This is a genomic window from Prochlorococcus sp. MIT2308 (assembly GCF_059772345.1).
The window spans coordinates 845705-861751 of the sequence record NZ_CM186283.1 but is presented as its reverse complement, the minus strand read 5'-3'; the positions used below and the strand labels follow the sequence as shown (position 1 = coordinate 861751).

Below are 16047 nucleotides of genomic sequence, written 5' to 3'. Positions count from 1 at the left end.
TTTAAATCAGCTTTGAGCGAAAAAGTTTATTTGTCAAGTTTCTTATTTAATTTGGAATAAAGCCATTTTTTTTCATAACCTGTTTCCTCTGCTATCTTTCTGGCTGCTGTATTTGGTTTTTCTCCATGCGTTACCAATTCATTTAGTTTAGTGATTGCTTCTGATTCACTTGTTTTTTTTTCTAGATTTTCATTTCCTCCCAGAACTATTGTAAATTCACCTTTTGGCTTGTTAATAGTAAAATAATCAATCACTTCTTCTATTGTTTTGCCAATAGACTCCTCGTATCTTTTCGTAAGTTCTCTGGCTATATGGATAGGACGTTCTCTTCCACAAAAGATTTCTAAATCTTTTAAAAGCTTTATTAATTGATGTGGTGATTCATAAATTACTGTTGTTCTATGTTCTTCAGAAATATCTTTAAGCCGTTTATTTCTTATACTTTGTTTTTTGGGTAGAAACCCTTCAAAACAAAACCTCTGTGAGGGTAATCCACTTATTACTAATGCAGTCGTAGCGGCACAGGGACCAGGTATGCAAATAACTTCATAACCATTTAATCTTGCAGTATGAACAAGTTGTTCTCCAGGATCATTTATTCCTGGTAAGCCAGCATCACTTATTAGAGCAACACTACCATTGCTTTTTAATATTTCTAATAATTTAGATTGTCGACTTCGTAAGTTGTGTTTGTGATAGCTAAGAAGAGGTACTTTAGATTCTATTGTTTTCATTAATTTTCCACTTCTTCTAGTATCCTCACAGGCTATTAGTGACACATTTTTCAGAATTGACTTTGCCCTTTGAGATAAATCTCCTAGGTTACCTATTGGAGTCCCTACTAAGTAAAGAGTCCCTGGGCTAGGTTCTGATCTTTCTTGTGGAGGCTGGAGATTATCAATTAAATTCATTATGTCAATTGATCGAGTAGTACCAGAAGATGTCGACTTAACGACTTTATTAGATGAGCTTAGAAAGCTTAGCTGGGCTGCCGCTGATGTTCTGATGGCTTATGCTCGAGGTCAAGAACCTCCATATGGATTTCCAAAATCTTTAACTGTGGAAGAAGGTGGAGATGGTCCCGTATCAGCAGCTGATATGGCAGTTAATGAATTATTGATCTCTGGACTGAAAAATAATATCGCTTATGAAGGTTGGCATATTTTAAGTGAAGAAACTGCTAAGGAAAAAACTTTTCAAGGATCTCATTGCCAAAAAGATTGGTGCTGGATTCTTGATCCACTTGATGGGACAAAAGATTTTCTTCAAGGATCTAAAAACTATGCCGTTCATATAGCTTTGGCATATAAACAAAAGCCTAAAATCGGGATAGTTCTGATTCCTGAAAAAAATGAGTTATGGTTTGGAATTATTGGAAGTGGTGCATGGTGTGAAAATCGTAATACTTCTAAAAAGTATATTTCTTTTAGTGAAAGGTTAGAAATCTCTGAATTAGTTCTCGTTTCAAGCAAAAATCATCAACAATCAAAACTTCAAAATCTTCTATCAAGTTTGTGCTTTTCTGAGACAATAAAAATGGGAAGTGTTGGCTGCAAAGTCGCATCAATTTTGAGAGGAGAATCAGATGTTTATATCTCTCTTTCTGGAAAAACTTCTCCAAAGGATTGGGATATGGCTGCTCCTCATGCACTTATTGAGGCTGCTGGTGGAATGTTCACCCATGCAGACGGAACAAATTTGATTTATCAAAAAACAAACTATTCTCAATCTGGTTGTCTGATAGCAAGCCATGGCAAATCACATCATACGATTTGTCAAAAAGCTATGGAGTTTTTATCCTCAGATACAACTAACTAATTTTTTAAGTAAGAGGTGCAACGGGTGTTGGAGTTGGCTCAGGATAATTATTCATCCCTCCGTTTTGAGGTACTCCTCTTAATGTCAGATTAATACGTCCACGATTATCTATTTCTCTTACCCTTACAGTCACTTGATCACCAACTTTTACAACATCTTCAACTTTTTCTACTCTTGCCTCAGATAGTTGAGATATGTGTATCATTCCTTCTTTACCAGGAAGGATTTCTACGAACGCTCCAATGGGAATAATCCTAGTAATGGAACCAGAGAAGATTTCCCCTTCATGCACTTTTCTTGTTAAACCTTCGATAATTCTCTGAGCTTCTTCTGCAGCAGCTCCATCATGTGATGCAATAGTTACTATTCCTCCGTCTTCAATATCTATTTTTGTATTGGTTCTTTCAGTAATACCTTTTATTGTTCTTCCCCCTGGACCGATTACAGTCCCAATCAGTTCAGGGTCAATTCTGAAACTTAATAGTCTTGGAGCATGTGGAGAAAGATTTTCTTTTGGTGTTTCTATTGCTTCTAGCATTTTTCCTAAAATATGAGTTCTAGCAGGCAGCGCTTGATTAATCGCTTCTCCAATAGTCTCTATTGGAAGACCGGTTATCTTCATGTCCATTTGTAAGGCTGTAATTCCTTTTTCTGTGCCGGCAACTTTGAAATCCATATCTCCAAGAAAGTCTTCTATTCCTTGAATATCAGTTAATATTCTTACTTCTTTTCCTTCTTTAATTAGACCCATGGCTGCTCCACCTACGGGAGCTTTTAAAGGAACTCCTGCATCCATAAGTGCTAGCGTACTTCCACAGACTGAAGCCATTGAAGTAGAGCCGTTTGAACTCAATACTTCGCTTACTACTCTTAAAACGTATGGGAAAGTATCTTTTGCTGGAAGCACGGGAATTAAGGCTCTTTCGGCTAAAGCACCATGACCAATTTCTCTCCTGCCTGGAGTTCTCATTGGTCGAGTTTCACCTACTGAGTAAGGTGGAAAATTGTAATGATGTATGTAGGTCTTATCAGTATTAGGGTTTAGATCGTCCATTTCTTGTGCATCGCTAGGTGTGCCCAATGTCGCTGTAGAAAGAACTTGTGTTAAACCTCTTTGAAAGAGTGCTGATCCATGGACTCTATTGGGTAATACTGCGGCGTCTGCATCTATTGCTCTTACCTCATTTAATTCTCTACCATCGACCCTTTTCCCTTCATTAATTATCTGATCTCTCATCAACTTTTTGGTTAAAGCTTTATAACTATTATCTAAGAGTTTGTTATTTGCTGAAAGGGATTTTTTAACAGCATTATCGTCTTTTAGACCTTCTATTTTTGATGAAACATTGATCTTTATTTCTTCAATCTTGTTGTCTCTCTCCTCTTTTGTTTGATCGAAGTTTTTTAGAACTTCACTAATTGACTTTGTACAATTTTTGTCTAAATAGTTTGAAATTGTGTCATCAACTTCAGGCTCGTCAGGGATATCTTGCTTGATTCCTGATTCTTTCAAAACTTCCTTTTGAGCATTGATTAATTCAGTTATTGCTTCATAACCAAAATCAATGGCTTCAATAACATCTTGTTCTGATAGTTGATTTGCTCCTGCTTCAACCATTACTACACCATCTGGAGTCCCGGCAACTACTAAATCAAGATCACCTCTTTCAATTTCTCTATAACTTGGATTGAGAACGAAGTCATCTCCTAAGAGGCCAACGCGAACAGCAGCCATTGGTCCCTGGAAGGGAATACCTGCAATCAATGTTGCCATTGAAGCTCCTGTTACAGCTAAAACATCTGCTGGAACTCTTTCATCTAAGGAAAGACATGTTGCGACTATTTGTATGTCGTCTCTCATCCAACTAGGGAAAAGAGGTCTCATTGGACGATCAATAAGTCTTGAAATTAAAGTTGCTCTTTCTGGGGGGCGCCCTTCACGACGCATAAAACTCCCTGGAATCCTTCCAGCTGCGTACAGCCTTTCTTCGTACTCGCACATTAAAGGTAGGAAATCAATTCCCTCTCGCCCTGTCGATTTTGTTGCTGTTACTAGAACGGAGGTGTCACCACACTCAATCATTACTGAACCACCAGCCTGTGGAGCAAATCTCCCTGTAGTGAGCTTTATCTCTCTACCATCGAAGGAAACTGATTTTGTCTGACCTTGCACGTGCCTTTATAGCTTTTTGTCTTATGACATTCTTACACTTAATGGGACTAATTGAGTAAAAAACTCGATAGATTTGTTTCCTAGAGGAAACATTTACCACAATTACTGAAAATATAAAACTAAAAAAAGTGGGAGATATAATCATTCCCACTTCTTGGTATATATATTATAAATCTATTTACTATTAGTTTTTACCAACTTGATTTTACTACTCCTGGTAATTCTCCGTTATGGGCTCTAGATCTAAGTTGATTTCTGCATAATCCGAAATCCCTATAAACTCCTCTTGGTTTACCCGTAGCCCAACAACGATTTCTGATTCTATTAGGTGCACAATTTCTAGGCAAAGCTTGAATCTTTCTATGGATTTCTAATCTTTCCATAGGATCTTTTGCTGATTTGAAAGCATCAATCAGAGCTTTACGCTTTGCTGAGTATCTTTCTACAAGTTTTTTGCGCTTCACGTCACGCGCTATCATTGACTTTTTTGCCATTAAGGGGCTTATTCAACTTATCTAAGAAACATTTTAACTCCTTGCCTGATTGTTTTTAGTAATTGCAGTAAATTTATTTTCAAAATACTTTTTAATAATTATCCAAAATTTAATGTTCTTACCTGTGCACAAACTGCTGAACTAAAGATAGCTGTGTCGTATCTCGGATTATCAAAACAACACTTAATCCTACAAGTAAGACAAATCCAGATTGCATAAAAGCCAATTGAATTTTTTCAGGAACTGGTTTTCCGCGAATACTCTCTAGAATTAGAAGAACTAATTGTCCTCCGTCTAGAAGAGGTAAAGGTAAGGAGTTAAGAACTGCAAGATTAATTGAAACCAAAGCAGAAAAAAGGACAAGACCTGAGCCACCTTGTTCCGAGAGCTGGGCACCAATTTCAACAATTTTGACTGGTCCACTTAACTGCTGAGCAGTTGAAGAGAAATTAGTAATTAAACTTTTGTAGCCAATAATAGTTCGACTAAGTAATTCATAAAATTGCGAATTAGAGCTATTAAATATTTCACCAATATTCTTTGCTTTAGATACTTTATTTGGAAGATTTGGTTGCAATTGGGCTCCTATCCTTCCTTTCCCTTCATTCTCAGCTGGGATTATAGAAATTGTCTCGCTTTCTCCATCATTGACTCTCTCAAAAAGTAATTCTTCCCCAGATGATGTCTGAATGATGTTGACTAAATCCATAATTCCATCTTTGCCGCTGCCTAATGCTCGACCGTTTACGCTCATTATTTGATCTCCAGCTACTAATCCTGAATTGAATGCAGGCTCATCTGGCTGAATTCCCATGATTATTACCCCTGGTTCAGGTTGATTAGGAATTCCTATTAAGCTTGCTTGACTAATTAGTACTATCCAAGCGAGTAATAAATTTGCCACTACACCCGCTGAGATAACTATTGCTCTTTGGTAAATTGGTCTGTTCTTTAATAAATCGGGGTCATTGGGTTGAACTAATGAATCTGTTTCTTCATCAGGAAATGATACGAATCCCCCTAAAGGAAGCGATCTAAGTGAATAGGTGATTCCATTTATTTCCTTTTTCAAAAGAGCTGGTCCAAAACCAATTGAAAAACCACTTACTTTGATTTTTTGAAGCACTGCTGCTAAAAAATGACCAGACTCGTGAAAAAAAATCAGAAGGCCTAATACAGCTATAGATAAAAGAACGTTCATTAATTAGATTTTGATTGAGTTATTCTGGCTGTAATTTGTTCGAACCGAAGTAAGGTATTAAGGCTTTTGGTAAATTGATACTTCCATCAGGTTGTTGACCATTCTCCAAAATCGCAGCCATAGTACGCCCTATGGCCAATCCACTTCCATTCAAAGTATGCAAAAGTATATTTTTTTTATTGTTATCTTTTGTTCGTATTGAGGAACGTCTAGCTTGAAAATCTCCACAGTTGCTGCAACTAGATATTTCTCTAAACGTATTGGCACCAGGAAGCCAAACCTCCAAATCATAAGTTTTTTTTGCTGAGAAACCTAAGTCTCCTGTACAAAGCTGAATTACTCGATAAGGCAGTTCGAGTTGCTGCAATATAGATTCTGCATCAGATGTGATTTGTTCTAAAGCTTCTTTAGATTTTTCTGGTGAAGAAAACCAATATAGTTCGACTTTATTGAATTGGTGAAGTCTGATTAGACCTCTGGTATCTCTACCATAACTTCCAGCTTCTCTTCTAAAACAGGGGCTATATGCTACGTATTTTAATGGGAGCATATTTTGAGGGATGATTTCACCACGATGAAGAGATGTTATCGGGACTTCAGCTGTGGGAGTTAGCCATAAATCATCATCTGCACAACGAAAACTTTCTTCTGCAAATTTTGGTAATTGCCCAGATCCAGTAAGACTAGCAGTGTTAACAAGAGCTGGAGGAAGAACTTCTAAATATCCTTTCTTAACATGTAAATCAAGCATGAAATTTATAAGTGATCTTTCAAGTTTTGCCGCTTGGTTGAAAAGGGTGACAAATCTACTTTTTGCTATTACTGAAGATCTCTCGCTATCCCAAAGGTTTAATTGACTAGCAATTTCCCAATGTTCTTTGAAATTATTTCCTGAGATAGGCTCACCCCATCTTCTGATTTCCTTGTTATCTTTTTCGTCTTTCCCTATGAGAGAATCCTTTTCTGGAAGGTTAGGTAAGCAAAGAATTCGTTCATTTAATTGAGTTGAAATCGATTTTTCTTCCTCTTCAATAATTCCAACTTGTTGTTTGATTTTATTACCCTTAATGCGAAGACTTGAAATCTCTTCAGAATCTTGAGAAAGGCCTTGTTTTATTTTTTGTCCAACCTCTTTCCCAATTAAATTACCCTCTGCTTGCAGTGAATTTCTTTTTTCTTCAAGTTCTTTAAGATCTTTGCATGATTTTTGAAGTTCCTCTAAATCAATATCCATTCCTCTTGATTTAAGTCCCTCTGCAATTAAATTTGGATTTTCTCTTAGTAGTCTATGGTCTATCACTATATAAATATTGAAGTTCTTTTAGACTAATCGTTAATTGTACTTAAAAATAATCACGACTATTAATTTCTTCTAAATTTAAGAACTTTTTTTGATTAATCAAGACAATAACAAGAAAAAACTAAAATAGTTTTGGAGATGATGCTCTCGCTCTTCCACTAGAGGCCCACTCTCTAAGAGACTCAAGTTGTTCTCTTGCTGTTCTAGAGAGAGGAACTAGTTGACTTGAGGCGAGAATTAAATCGCCTTCTACAAGTTCCCTTTTCTCTGCAAATGCAAAATACATTGCCTCAATAACGGCTTGTTCTAATTCTGCACCAGAGAATCCTTCTGTTCTATCGACAGTAGCATTTAAATCAATATTTAAATTAGGTCTTCTTTTCTGAAGATGAAGTTCAAGAATGCTATGTCTTTCATTTCTAGAGGGTAATTCAAGCATAAAAATTTCATCAAATCTCCCTTTCCTCAACAGCTCAGCAGGTAGCTTATCTATTCCATTTGCAGTGGCTACCAGAAAAACAGAAGAAGTTTTCTCTGACATCCAAGTGAGAATATTTGCAAGCACTCTTTGACTTGTTCCTCCATCACTTCTTCCATCACCGCCAAAAGCTTTATCAATTTCGTCAATCCATAAAATGCAAGGCGCCATAGCTTCAGCTCGCTGAATGGTCTCCCTTGTCCTTGCTTCACTCGCTCCAACCAAGCCAGCAAACAACCTACCCACATCAAGTCTTAATAAAGGCATAGACCAGCTATTTGCTATTGCTTTTGCTACTAGCGTTTTGCCTGTCCCTTGAGGACCAACTAGCAAAACCCCTTTAGGTAAGGGCAATCCAAAATCTTTTGCCTCTTCGGAGAAAGCTTGCTTCCTTTGTTTTAACCAATCTTTCAATATTTGTAAGCCACCAACATCATTTGGAGATTTATTTGTTTTGCAATATTCCAGAACTTCGCTACGAGCAATAGATTGGCGTTTCTCTTCCAATACTTCTAGCAAATCTTCTTTACCAATTTGACCTCTTTGCGCAAGTGCTCTAGCCGCCACTTTGCGGATCCTTGATTCACTCAGTCCCCCACATGCATTTGTTAGTTCTTTAAGGACATTTTCGTCTAATTGAGAATTACTAGCTTCAGCAATATTTGATAAAAGTGTTTTAATTTCATTTTCTTTGGGTAAGGGTAGATCAAGAATAGTTAGGTCTTCTTCTAAATCATTTGAGGGGCTCCATAATCCAGAACTGATAATTATTGAATGGGGCTTTGAGCGAAGATCAATAGTTAAATTTTTTAGCATTCTAAGAATTCCTGGATCTTCACAGAAATGGTGAAAATCTTTTAACAAAAGTATGGTTGGAGAACTTTCATCCAATTTTTTAAGCCATTCAAGTACTGCCATTGGCTGCCTAGAACCAAGATTATTAGAATTAAGAACATTGCTGATTCCATCTATATAATCCCAAGTTGCAAGTCTTCGAGGAGAAAGCCTTTTAGTAGAATTCTTGATAAGAGTTTCAACCCTTTCTTCTTCATTACTCCTTACCCAAATAATGGGAGTTCTCGCTCGAATTAGGAGATCAAGTTGTTCGTCCCAATTAGACATCAGTTATAGATATGGTTCTATATAGGCTTGATTTTTATTTTAAGTTGTACTAAAAGCTATTTATTACTTTTTGGCTCAAAAGGTAATCTTCCTGAATCAGATATAACTTCAGAAGTTACAGAAACTGCCGGTTTATCTTGTTGTTTAAGTTGATCATCAAGTATTTTTTGTAAATTGTCTGGCAAGGATTCCCTGCTAAGCAGAAATGTTTGTAAGCCTTGAAAGATATTTGCAATAACCATATAAAGCAATACACCAGCGGGCAGAGGGAAGAATAAAAACATTCCAGTAATCATTACCGGTGTAATTTTATTTGCAGTTGATTGTTGTTTGTTTACAGGCATTCCTCTTCCAGAAAGCACTTGAGAGATAACGAGTGTTAATCCAAACCCTGCTACTAGAATTGCAATATCCCAGTGAATAGAACCATCTACATAAAAGCCAACATTCCCTAGAGCTTTTATAAATAAGAAACCGCTTTTAGCTGCCAAACCAGGGATCTTTGCTTCAACAGTTGCATCACCAGGATTGAGTGCATTTACAGTCCCATCAGAAGATACTTTTACAATGTCTTCTCCTTTTGTGACTTTCCAAGAAGGAGAAAATTTTGAACCACTTTCATATTTCTTTAATTCGTTAACGTATGAGTCTCCATTCAAAGTTTGTAAATTAATTTTTACTGAATCACCTGAACCGATTTTTGTGCCACCTGGAAGAGTAGCAACTACAGGGAAATGGTTCTTTTCTGTGATGAATATTGAGTGCTTCGCTGTTTTGAAAGGCTTTGGTTCCACTGCAGCAATTTGGTCCGATGGAAGAACTTTGATGTTTACCAAATAAGGAACATCAGCAAAAGGTGAACCTCTTAAAGTGGCGAATAAGGCAAATAATATTGGCATTTGAACTAAGAGTGGCAGGCAACCTGCTAATGGACTCCCGAATTCACCCATTAATTTTCCTAATTCTTCCTGTTGCTTTTGAGGATTGCTTGCATAGCGGCTTTTGATTTCAGCCTGTCTTTTTTGCATAACAGGTTGAGCTATCTTCATCCTTCTCGCGCTTCGAATTGAGCCTGCGCTAAGAGGGAAAAGTGCTAAGCGAATAACTATGGTTAATGCGACAATCGCTAGTCCGTAACTTGGAACTAATCCGTAGAAAAAATCTAGGATCGGGATAAGTAGATTGTCTGAGATGTACCCGATCACGGTTTTTAAGGAAGAAAGGTTGAAGTTGTTAGGCCAGTTTGCCTTAGAGGATGTGTTCTTGTCTCACATATTTGTAAGGACTCATTAGTTTGAAAAGCCTTGAACATCTTTAATGGATTTATTTATAGGTGGTTTTTCTATTTTTTCAAGTATGTAGGATTCTGTCTCTCGAAAGTTTGGGAGTGATCTCATCTCAAGTCGTGCTCCATCTTTTAGGACTAAAACCATATCACCGTAAGATCCTAACCCTCTTGGGATTGCTCTGATCTCAGCAATTTGACTATATACAACTTGAGTTTTATCCCTACCAAGCCAGCCACCTGTAACAGATATTCTACGGGTTGTTATTTTGTACCTCACCCATAAAGCTCTAACTAAGGCTCCAAAAGTAAAAGGTAGACCGATAAGCGTAATCCCAGCAATTAAATTTATTATGAGGTCCCCGCTGGCAGGTCCTCCCTCGTAAAAAATGTCTTCGTTTGGACTGATTGTCATTTTGTTATTCCAGCCTTGATGAGAAGTTTGTCGCATTCTTTCAAAAGATTGCTATCAGAATTTTTCATGCAGGAAGGTTTCAAAGAAATAAAAGCCCATACTTCTTTTTCGTATTTTATATTAGAAAGTCTTTGAGCCAAATGTTGGTGGAATAACCGTCGAAGCTTATTTCTCCTAACTGATTTTTTGCTTACTTTGTTACTTATGGATATTGCACATTTGATAAGGGGCTTAATTTTAGAGTTGCTCTCTTTGAAATATAGTTTTGTATTTGCATTTGTAACTCTTAGAACCATTGAAGAGCTGTAGAACCTAGTTCCCTTCTTATAAATAAAGTCAAAACATTTATGACCTTTAAGTCTCATGTGTTTTGGCAAAACCATAAGAAGAAAATTTGTTACTAATATCTCTGCTAGATGAAAAATAAATTTAGACGGTTAAACGAGCTCTTCCACGTTTTCTACGAGTTCTTAAAACTCTTCTCCCAGTGTGAGATCTCATTCTCACTCTGAATCCAGAGACTCTTTTCCTTTTTCTACTAGTTCCACCGAAGGTCCTTTTTGTCATTTTTTATTTATGCTCGTATTGGATTAGATATATATGTGATTAATTTATCAGTTCACTGTACGTCTATGTTCCAAGTTCCTAAATATGTTGAGATGTCGATTTCTCCAACCTTTTGAGAAAAAGCCTGGAATTGAAACATTCCTCTTTTTCTGGGATTGAAAATTTTCATTACCACTGCGTAAGAATCTTTGTTTAAAGGAATGGGTTTTTCTGGGGATATATCAATTCTAGTTTGGTTCTCATTGATTCTTATATCGGATGGAACATTTTCTGCGCAACGGGTTCTTGATGTATAAGAACCAATTTTTACTTTGCATAAACTTAGTCTTTCAGGCTTAATTTTTGCTTCAAAATAATCAGGTACTCTAAGAGTCAATTTGCTGATATCTGATTTTCTTTCTCTACCCCTAAGGAAAAAGTAATAAGTTGCTCTTTCCAGTCTTTCAGATGAAGATTGAAGGTATCTAAGTCTTTTATAACCTTCCTCTGGGTACCATTGGTACTCAAAAAAGCCTGGTGATGCTGATGATTTGGGGGCTAAGTTAAAAGCTCCTGCACTAAACAAAAATGCAGAGAATCCAATAAAAAAAATTTTTTTTATGATTGGTAAAGAATGATTTTTGAACATGACTTATTTTGGTTGATAAATATATAGCACTTGAATATTTTTCAAGTGCATTGAAGTAAACCCAACTGAATATAGGCTGTTGTTGGGAAAAAAACTGGCTTTAACGGTCTGGCCTCAAATTTTTTGCTTTACCGAGGTAAGGGTTTTGAGGTGTTTGATCATTTGGTAAAGAAACGTAAGCAAGCAGACGAATACATTTGGTCAAGTCGTCTTTAACAAACATTTGTTGACAGTCTAAAAGGGCAATTTCCCCCCAACCTTCTCTTCTTCTAGCAATAGACGCGGGGAAACAAGCATCTAAATCTTTGGTTACGGAGAAAGTAACAGAAATAATTTGATCGGGGATCAAATTATTTCTGGATACTAATTCAACTAGTAATTCATCCACTGCAGAAGTAATTGATTCCACAGAATTATGTTCAGAAGTTGTTGCACCCCTTAATGCACATAGATTAAATTTATTTTGAAAATTCATAGCTTATGGCTTGTATAGCCAAAGAATTTGCCCATTCCCCTCCAACTCTAGATTTAACGCATTTAAGAGGTTATGAATTAATTTTCCTCCCGGTAGTAACCCTAATAATTTCTTTTTGGTTTTCCCAAACGTAATTGGCTTTGTTTTTTCATCTAGGTTCGCAATTTTTATTGCAAGCATTTTTGCATCATTTTCATCGCCGATTTCATCCACAAGTCCAAATTCTTTGGCTTGCTCTCCAGTGAAAACTCTTCCATCTGCAAAACTCTTAACAACTTCCGTTGTTAAGTTTCTTCCTTTTGAAACTGCTAAGACAAATTGTTCATAACTACTATCAATCAGAGACTGAAGCAGTTTTCTCTCTTCTGCTGATAAAGGGCGATCAGGAGAAAGGATGTCTTTGTAAAGCCCACTTTTCACAGTTTCAAATTTAATACCAACCTTCTCTAATAGCTTAGAGAGGTTGTTCCCTCTTAAAATCACTCCAATGGAGCCTGTTATTGTTCCTGGATTGGCAACGATTTTTTCAGCACCAACTCCTATATAAACCCCTCCAGAGGCCGAGATATTGCCAAAACTAGCCACAACATGACAACCTTTTTCTCTTAGTCTCAATAGAGCACTATGAATTTCTTGGCTGTCACCAACTGTTCCTCCAGGGCTGTCAATGCGAAGTAACAGGGCTGGGAACTCTCTATCTTCAATTTGCTTTAATGCCTTTAGGACATTTTTTCGAGTTTCTGCATTGATAGGACCTTCAATACATATTCGTGCCATCCTTTTTTTGGATTTGCGTCTCAAGGGCCAAATCATTCAAATTGTGCATAACTTTATTGATATTAAAAAGGAGATTGCTTTCTGACCTTATGTTTGTCATTTGGAATTGGTTTTTGATGATTTTGCCATTCGCTCTTTGGGGGACATCAATGGCGGCTATGGCACCATTGGTTAAGGCTGCAGGGCCTGAGATTGTTGCCTCACTAAGGCTTTTGCCCGCTGGTCTAGTGGTTTTAGCTTCCGTACCTTTCTTGAAGAGAAGTTGGAATATTTCAAAAGATGATTTGGTGTGGTTTTTAGTATTTACTTTGATTGATGCAACACTTTTTCAGATTTTTCTGGCGAAAGGTTTAATGGAAACAGGCGCGGGACTGGGTTCGGTACTTATCGATTCCCAACCTTTGATGGTTGCTCTATTAGCAAGAATTTTGTTTGGAGATGCAATAAATCCAATTGGATGGATTGGTTTGGTTCTTGGATTGGTTGGAATAATTTGTCTTGGTGTCCCTACTGAATTGCTTGGAAATTGGTTTTTACTTGGCAAATTTGAATCAGGAAGTAATTTCTTAAGCCATGGAGAGGTTTGGATGATATGCGCTGCCACATCTATGGCTTTAGGAACAGTTCTTATTAGATATGCTTGCAAAAACAGTGATCCTGTTGCCGTAACAGGATGGCATATGGTTCTAGGAAGCATACCTCTTCTCGTTTGGCATGTGTTCGATAAAAATTGGCCATTATTACCAGATTGGTCTGCTTTTGAATGGACTTTGATGTCTTATTCAAGTTTGTTTGGTAGCGCACTGGCCTATGGCTTGTTTTTTTGGTTTGCAAGCCGTAAAGAATTAACTAGCTTTAGCACCCTTGCATTTTTAACACCAGTTTTTGCTTTAATTACTGGTGGAATTTGGTTGGGAGAAAGACTCTTCATTCTTCAGTGGATTGGAGTGGTTTTGGTTTTAATATCAGTATTATTTGTAAGTCAAAGGAGAAGATTCTGGGGGGATAAAACTAATAATGAATTACTAGAAGAAGGTTAAATTTAGTGAGAAATAAACAATTAAAACTTATTCTTGTAAGTACACCTATAGGTTATCTGGGCAGTGGGAAAGGAGGTGGAGTTGAACTTACTATTATTTCTCTAGTAAAAGGATTAATTTCATTAGGCCATAAAATTATTTTAATTGCACCAGAAGGTTCAAAAATACCTTTTGAAAGTGAATTGCTTGAATTAAGATTAATAGATGGAATAGATCAACCTAGTTGGCAACATCAGAATAGAACAGACCCAGTATTAATTCCCTCTAATAGTGTTTTACCGAAGTTATGGGAAACAGCTATTGAATTAGGAAATCATTCTGATGCAGTTATTAATTTTGCCTATGATTGGCTTCCTTTATGGTTAACAAAAACTCATCAAATTAAAATCTTTCATTTAATTAGTATGGGTGCTGAATCACTTATAATGAAAGAAATTATAAGTCAAATAAGTAAAGTATTTCCATATCAGTTAGCTTTTCATACCAAAAGACAATCAGAGGATTATTGTTTGAAAACTGATCCAATTATTGTTGGTAATGGTTTTGATATGGAAAATTATTCATTCAATGAAAATAAGAATGGTCCATTAGGCTGGGCTGGAAGAATTGCACCTGAAAAAGGTTTAGAAGATGCAGTAAAAGTTGCGAATTATCTAGGTGAAAAATTATCGGTTTGGGGACTTATTGAAGACAAAGAATATGCCTCAAAGATTGAAAATACTTTTACAAAAGAAAGTATTGAATGGAAAGGTTTTCTTCCAACGAATGAATTTCAGAACCAATTAGGTTTTTGCAGAGCTTTGATAAATACTCCTAAATGGAATGAAGCTTACGGTAACGTTATTGTCGAAGCGATGGCTTGTGGCGTTCCAGTAATTGCATATGATCTCGGAGGACCTGGGGAATTGATCGAAGATGGTTTTAATGGTTTTTTGGTGAAACCCAATGATATCGATGGATTGATCAAAGCAACAAAATCAATTTCAAAGATTAAAAGAAAAAATTGTAGGGACTGGTTTGAAAAAAAAGCAACTAACAAAGTCTTTGCGCAAAGAGTTCAAAATTGGCTTTATAAAGGTTTAAATAAAAAATATCTCTGATGACTTTTAAGATTAATTGAAAAGTTTAAAGAAATTGTTTCAGCAATTTTATATTTGATGGAATTAAGAGTTTGAGGAAAGTAGTAGGAACTAAGAGCTATATTTTTAAAAACCAAATTTTTTCATTTTGATTGGAAAATACCAAACCGTAGAGATTAAAAAAAAACGATTAATTTTTATTGAAGTGAATTTATTAAATCTTGCATACTACATTTTTCGGGGATTATAACAATGCCTAAATCGTCCTGTAGCCTCTGTAAATCCATTACTGAGTCTTCAGTTATTGAACTTATTACATCCTCAAGACTTGCTCCCATATCATTTGACATCTCAAGCAACATCCTCAAAGTCTCATCTTTTAAAGAGAGATTTACGTTTAGATAAACGTTTTGATCTGAGCAATGATCTTGGTTCATAAAGAAAATATTAAGATATTGTGGAGTACTTTGGTGCGATTTATTAAATAACTTCAGAAAATGACTTTTTTAGAGATTTTTTTAGTTTATTTTTTCGTAAATCTTAATTTCACATAAAAATGGACAAAAAAAATCTTCCTAAGTAATGACTCAGGAAGATTTAAGAATTTTGCTTAAGGCTTAAAACATCTCTCCTTTTAGTTTCTCAGCCCATCCTGAAAGCCTTTCATCAGTCATGTCTGATTCACTGTCTTCATCAAGAGGTAATCCACAAAATTCTTCTCCAACTACACTTTTTGATTCATCAAATGTGTAATCAGATTTTGCTGTGTATCCAACCATTGAGGCGCCTGCTTGTTGGAAATACCTATGAAGCTCTTCCATTGCATCACAGTAGTTTTCTGTGTAAGTAGAAGAATCACCTAAGCCGAAAATCGCAACTTTCTTACCACTTAGGTCTAGTTCACCGATGTCTTCAAGGATTGAGTCCCAAGCAGTTCCTGACCTTTCAGAGTCAGCTCCGGTATTCCATGTGGGGATTCCACAAATAACCCCATCATGTCCAGTTAATTCACTAAGGTCATCGACATCTGAAATATCCTTTGGACCTTCAGCAGAGTCAAGTAAGCCGTGCAGCCGTTCAGCTATATCTTCGGTTTTACCTGTTGTTGTAGCGAAGTAGATTCCTACAGTCATGGAGCAATTTAAAATCAACAATATTTTAAAGCAGCTTTGCACATTTAGAGTGAATTTGGCTT

The 16047-nt window shown here is 36.4% G+C and carries 18 protein-coding genes; 3 read left to right on the top strand and 15 right to left on the bottom strand.

Features of this window, described 5'->3' with window-relative positions; translation table 11 throughout:
* Positions 1 to 26: 26 nt before the first annotated feature.
* Entirely contained in the window at positions 27 to 911 is an 885-nt protein-coding gene (rsmI, locus tag AC6EIW_RS05170) for a 16S rRNA (cytidine(1402)-2'-O)-methyltransferase (RefSeq protein WP_498521499.1), read from the bottom strand.
* Position 912: 1 nt separating this feature from the next.
* Between rsmI and AC6EIW_RS05165 the strand changes: the two genes are divergently transcribed.
* Entirely contained in the window at positions 913 to 1818 is a 906-nt protein-coding gene (locus tag AC6EIW_RS05165; protein ID WP_498521498.1) for a 3'(2'),5'-bisphosphate nucleotidase CysQ family protein, read from the top strand.
* Between the two features lie 4 nt (positions 1819 to 1822).
* Here the strand turns inward: AC6EIW_RS05165 and AC6EIW_RS05160 are convergent, their stop codons facing one another.
* The 12 genes from AC6EIW_RS05160 to sppA all read right to left on the bottom strand — a co-directional run bounded on the left by AC6EIW_RS05160 (position 1823) and on the right by sppA (position 12769).
* On the bottom strand, positions 1823 to 3991 hold the full coding sequence (locus AC6EIW_RS05160; RefSeq protein ID WP_498521497.1) for a polyribonucleotide nucleotidyltransferase: 2169 nt from the start codon (positions 3989 to 3991) through the stop codon (positions 1823 to 1825).
* A gap of 191 nt (positions 3992 to 4182) precedes the next feature.
* A complete protein-coding gene (gene rpsN, locus AC6EIW_RS05155; RefSeq protein ID WP_498521496.1) occupies positions 4183 to 4485 on the bottom strand; it encodes a 30S ribosomal protein S14 in 303 nt (100 codons plus the stop codon).
* A gap of 118 nt (positions 4486 to 4603) precedes the next feature.
* Entirely contained in the window at positions 4604 to 5686 is a 1083-nt protein-coding gene (gene rseP / locus AC6EIW_RS05150) for an RIP metalloprotease RseP (RefSeq protein WP_498521495.1), read from the bottom strand.
* A 19-nt stretch (positions 5687 to 5705) separates the two neighbouring features.
* The gene (serS, locus tag AC6EIW_RS05145) at positions 5706 to 6986 is read right to left on the bottom strand and encodes a serine--tRNA ligase (RefSeq protein ID WP_498521494.1); all 1281 of its coding nucleotides are present in this window, start codon (positions 6984 to 6986) and stop codon (positions 5706 to 5708) included.
* Between the two features lie 121 nt (positions 6987 to 7107).
* Positions 7108 to 8586 carry a Ycf46 family AAA ATPase gene (locus AC6EIW_RS05140; RefSeq protein ID WP_498521493.1) on the bottom strand — a complete coding sequence of 493 codons (1479 nt, stop codon included), beginning with the start codon at positions 8584 to 8586 and terminating at the stop codon, positions 7108 to 7110.
* 56 nt (positions 8587 to 8642) lie between these two features.
* Entirely contained in the window at positions 8643 to 9791 is a 1149-nt protein-coding gene (yidC, locus tag AC6EIW_RS05135) for a membrane protein insertase YidC (protein ID WP_498521492.1), read from the bottom strand.
* Between the two features lie 84 nt (positions 9792 to 9875).
* Positions 9876 to 10286 carry a PH domain-containing protein gene (locus tag AC6EIW_RS05130; RefSeq protein ID WP_498521491.1) on the bottom strand — a complete coding sequence of 137 codons (411 nt, stop codon included), beginning with the start codon at positions 10284 to 10286 and terminating at the stop codon, positions 9876 to 9878.
* The gene (gene rnpA / locus AC6EIW_RS05125; protein WP_498521490.1) at positions 10283 to 10669 is read right to left on the bottom strand and encodes a ribonuclease P protein component; all 387 of its coding nucleotides are present in this window, start codon (positions 10667 to 10669) and stop codon (positions 10283 to 10285) included. The genes AC6EIW_RS05130 and rnpA overlap by 4 nt, the downstream gene beginning before the upstream one ends.
* A 46-nt stretch (positions 10670 to 10715) precedes the next feature.
* Complete coding sequence (rpmH, locus tag AC6EIW_RS05120; RefSeq protein WP_413678338.1) at positions 10716 to 10853, bottom strand: 50S ribosomal protein L34; 138 nt, start codon at positions 10851 to 10853, stop codon at positions 10716 to 10718.
* Positions 10854 to 10905: 52 nt separating this feature from the next.
* Positions 10906 to 11481 (bottom strand): DUF2808 domain-containing protein, encoded by a 576-nt coding sequence (locus tag AC6EIW_RS05115; RefSeq protein ID WP_498521489.1) that lies wholly within the window; start codon positions 11479 to 11481, stop codon positions 10906 to 10908.
* A gap of 100 nt (positions 11482 to 11581) precedes the next feature.
* Positions 11582 to 11956, bottom strand: a complete 375-nt coding sequence (gene aroH, locus AC6EIW_RS05110; protein WP_498521488.1) for a chorismate mutase — start codon at positions 11954 to 11956, stop codon at positions 11582 to 11584.
* A gap of 3 nt (positions 11957 to 11959) precedes the next feature.
* Entirely contained in the window at positions 11960 to 12769 is an 810-nt protein-coding gene (sppA, locus tag AC6EIW_RS05105) for a signal peptide peptidase SppA (protein ID WP_498521487.1), read from the bottom strand.
* 53 nt (positions 12770 to 12822) lie between these two features.
* On the opposite strand from sppA, the gene AC6EIW_RS05100 reads away from it, so the two are divergent.
* Both AC6EIW_RS05100 and AC6EIW_RS05095 read left to right on the top strand, forming a co-directional pair.
* The gene (locus tag AC6EIW_RS05100; RefSeq protein ID WP_498521486.1) at positions 12823 to 13773 is read left to right on the top strand and encodes a DMT family transporter; all 951 of its coding nucleotides are present in this window, start codon (positions 12823 to 12825) and stop codon (positions 13771 to 13773) included.
* 5 nt (positions 13774 to 13778) lie between these two features.
* A complete protein-coding gene (locus AC6EIW_RS05095; protein WP_498521485.1) occupies positions 13779 to 14873 on the top strand; it encodes a glycosyltransferase in 1095 nt (364 codons plus the stop codon).
* A 176-nt stretch (positions 14874 to 15049) separates the two neighbouring features.
* Here AC6EIW_RS05095 and AC6EIW_RS05090 read toward each other — a convergent pair whose 3' ends face one another.
* Entirely contained in the window at positions 15050 to 15289 is a 240-nt protein-coding gene (locus tag AC6EIW_RS05090) for a CopG family transcriptional regulator (RefSeq protein ID WP_498521484.1), read from the bottom strand.
* Positions 15290 to 15469: 180 nt separating this feature from the next.
* Positions 15470 to 15985, bottom strand: coding sequence for a flavodoxin FldA (gene fldA / locus AC6EIW_RS05085; RefSeq protein ID WP_498463292.1), 516 nt, complete (start codon positions 15983 to 15985; stop codon positions 15470 to 15472).
* Between the last annotated feature and the right edge of the window lie 62 nt (positions 15986 to 16047).

Coding starts and splice junctions, on each gene's coding strand:
- rsmI (WP_498521499.1), bottom strand. CDS start 911: ATGAATTTAATTGATAATCTCCAGCCTCCACAAGAAAGATCAGAACCT.
- AC6EIW_RS05165 (WP_498521498.1), top strand. CDS start 913: ATGTCAATTGATCGAGTAGTACCAGAAGATGTCGACTTAACGACTTTA.
- rpsN (WP_498521496.1), bottom strand. CDS start 4,485: ATGGCAAAAAAGTCAATGATAGCGCGTGACGTGAAGCGCAAAAAACTT.
- rseP (WP_498521495.1), bottom strand. CDS start 5,686: ATGAACGTTCTTTTATCTATAGCTGTATTAGGCCTTCTGATTTTTTTT.
- AC6EIW_RS05140 (WP_498521493.1), bottom strand. CDS start 8,586: ATGTCTAATTGGGACGAACAACTTGATCTCCTAATTCGAGCGAGAACT.
- AC6EIW_RS05130 (WP_498521491.1), bottom strand. CDS start 10,286: ATGACAATCAGTCCAAACGAAGACATTTTTTACGAGGGAGGACCTGCC.
- rnpA (WP_498521490.1), bottom strand. CDS start 10,669: ATGGTTTTGCCAAAACACATGAGACTTAAAGGTCATAAATGTTTTGAC.
- rpmH (WP_413678338.1), bottom strand. CDS start 10,853: ATGACAAAAAGGACCTTCGGTGGAACTAGTAGAAAAAGGAAAAGAGTC.
- AC6EIW_RS05115 (WP_498521489.1), bottom strand. CDS start 11,481: ATGTTCAAAAATCATTCTTTACCAATCATAAAAAAAATTTTTTTTATT.
- aroH (WP_498521488.1), bottom strand. CDS start 11,956: ATGAATTTTCAAAATAAATTTAATCTATGTGCATTAAGGGGTGCAACA.
- sppA (WP_498521487.1), bottom strand. CDS start 12,769: ATGATTTGGCCCTTGAGACGCAAATCCAAAAAAAGGATGGCACGAATA.
- AC6EIW_RS05100 (WP_498521486.1), top strand. CDS start 12,823: ATGTTTGTCATTTGGAATTGGTTTTTGATGATTTTGCCATTCGCTCTT.
- AC6EIW_RS05090 (WP_498521484.1), bottom strand. CDS start 15,289: ATGAACCAAGATCATTGCTCAGATCAAAACGTTTATCTAAACGTAAAT.
- fldA (WP_498463292.1), bottom strand. CDS start 15,985: ATGACTGTAGGAATCTACTTCGCTACAACAACAGGTAAAACCGAAGAT.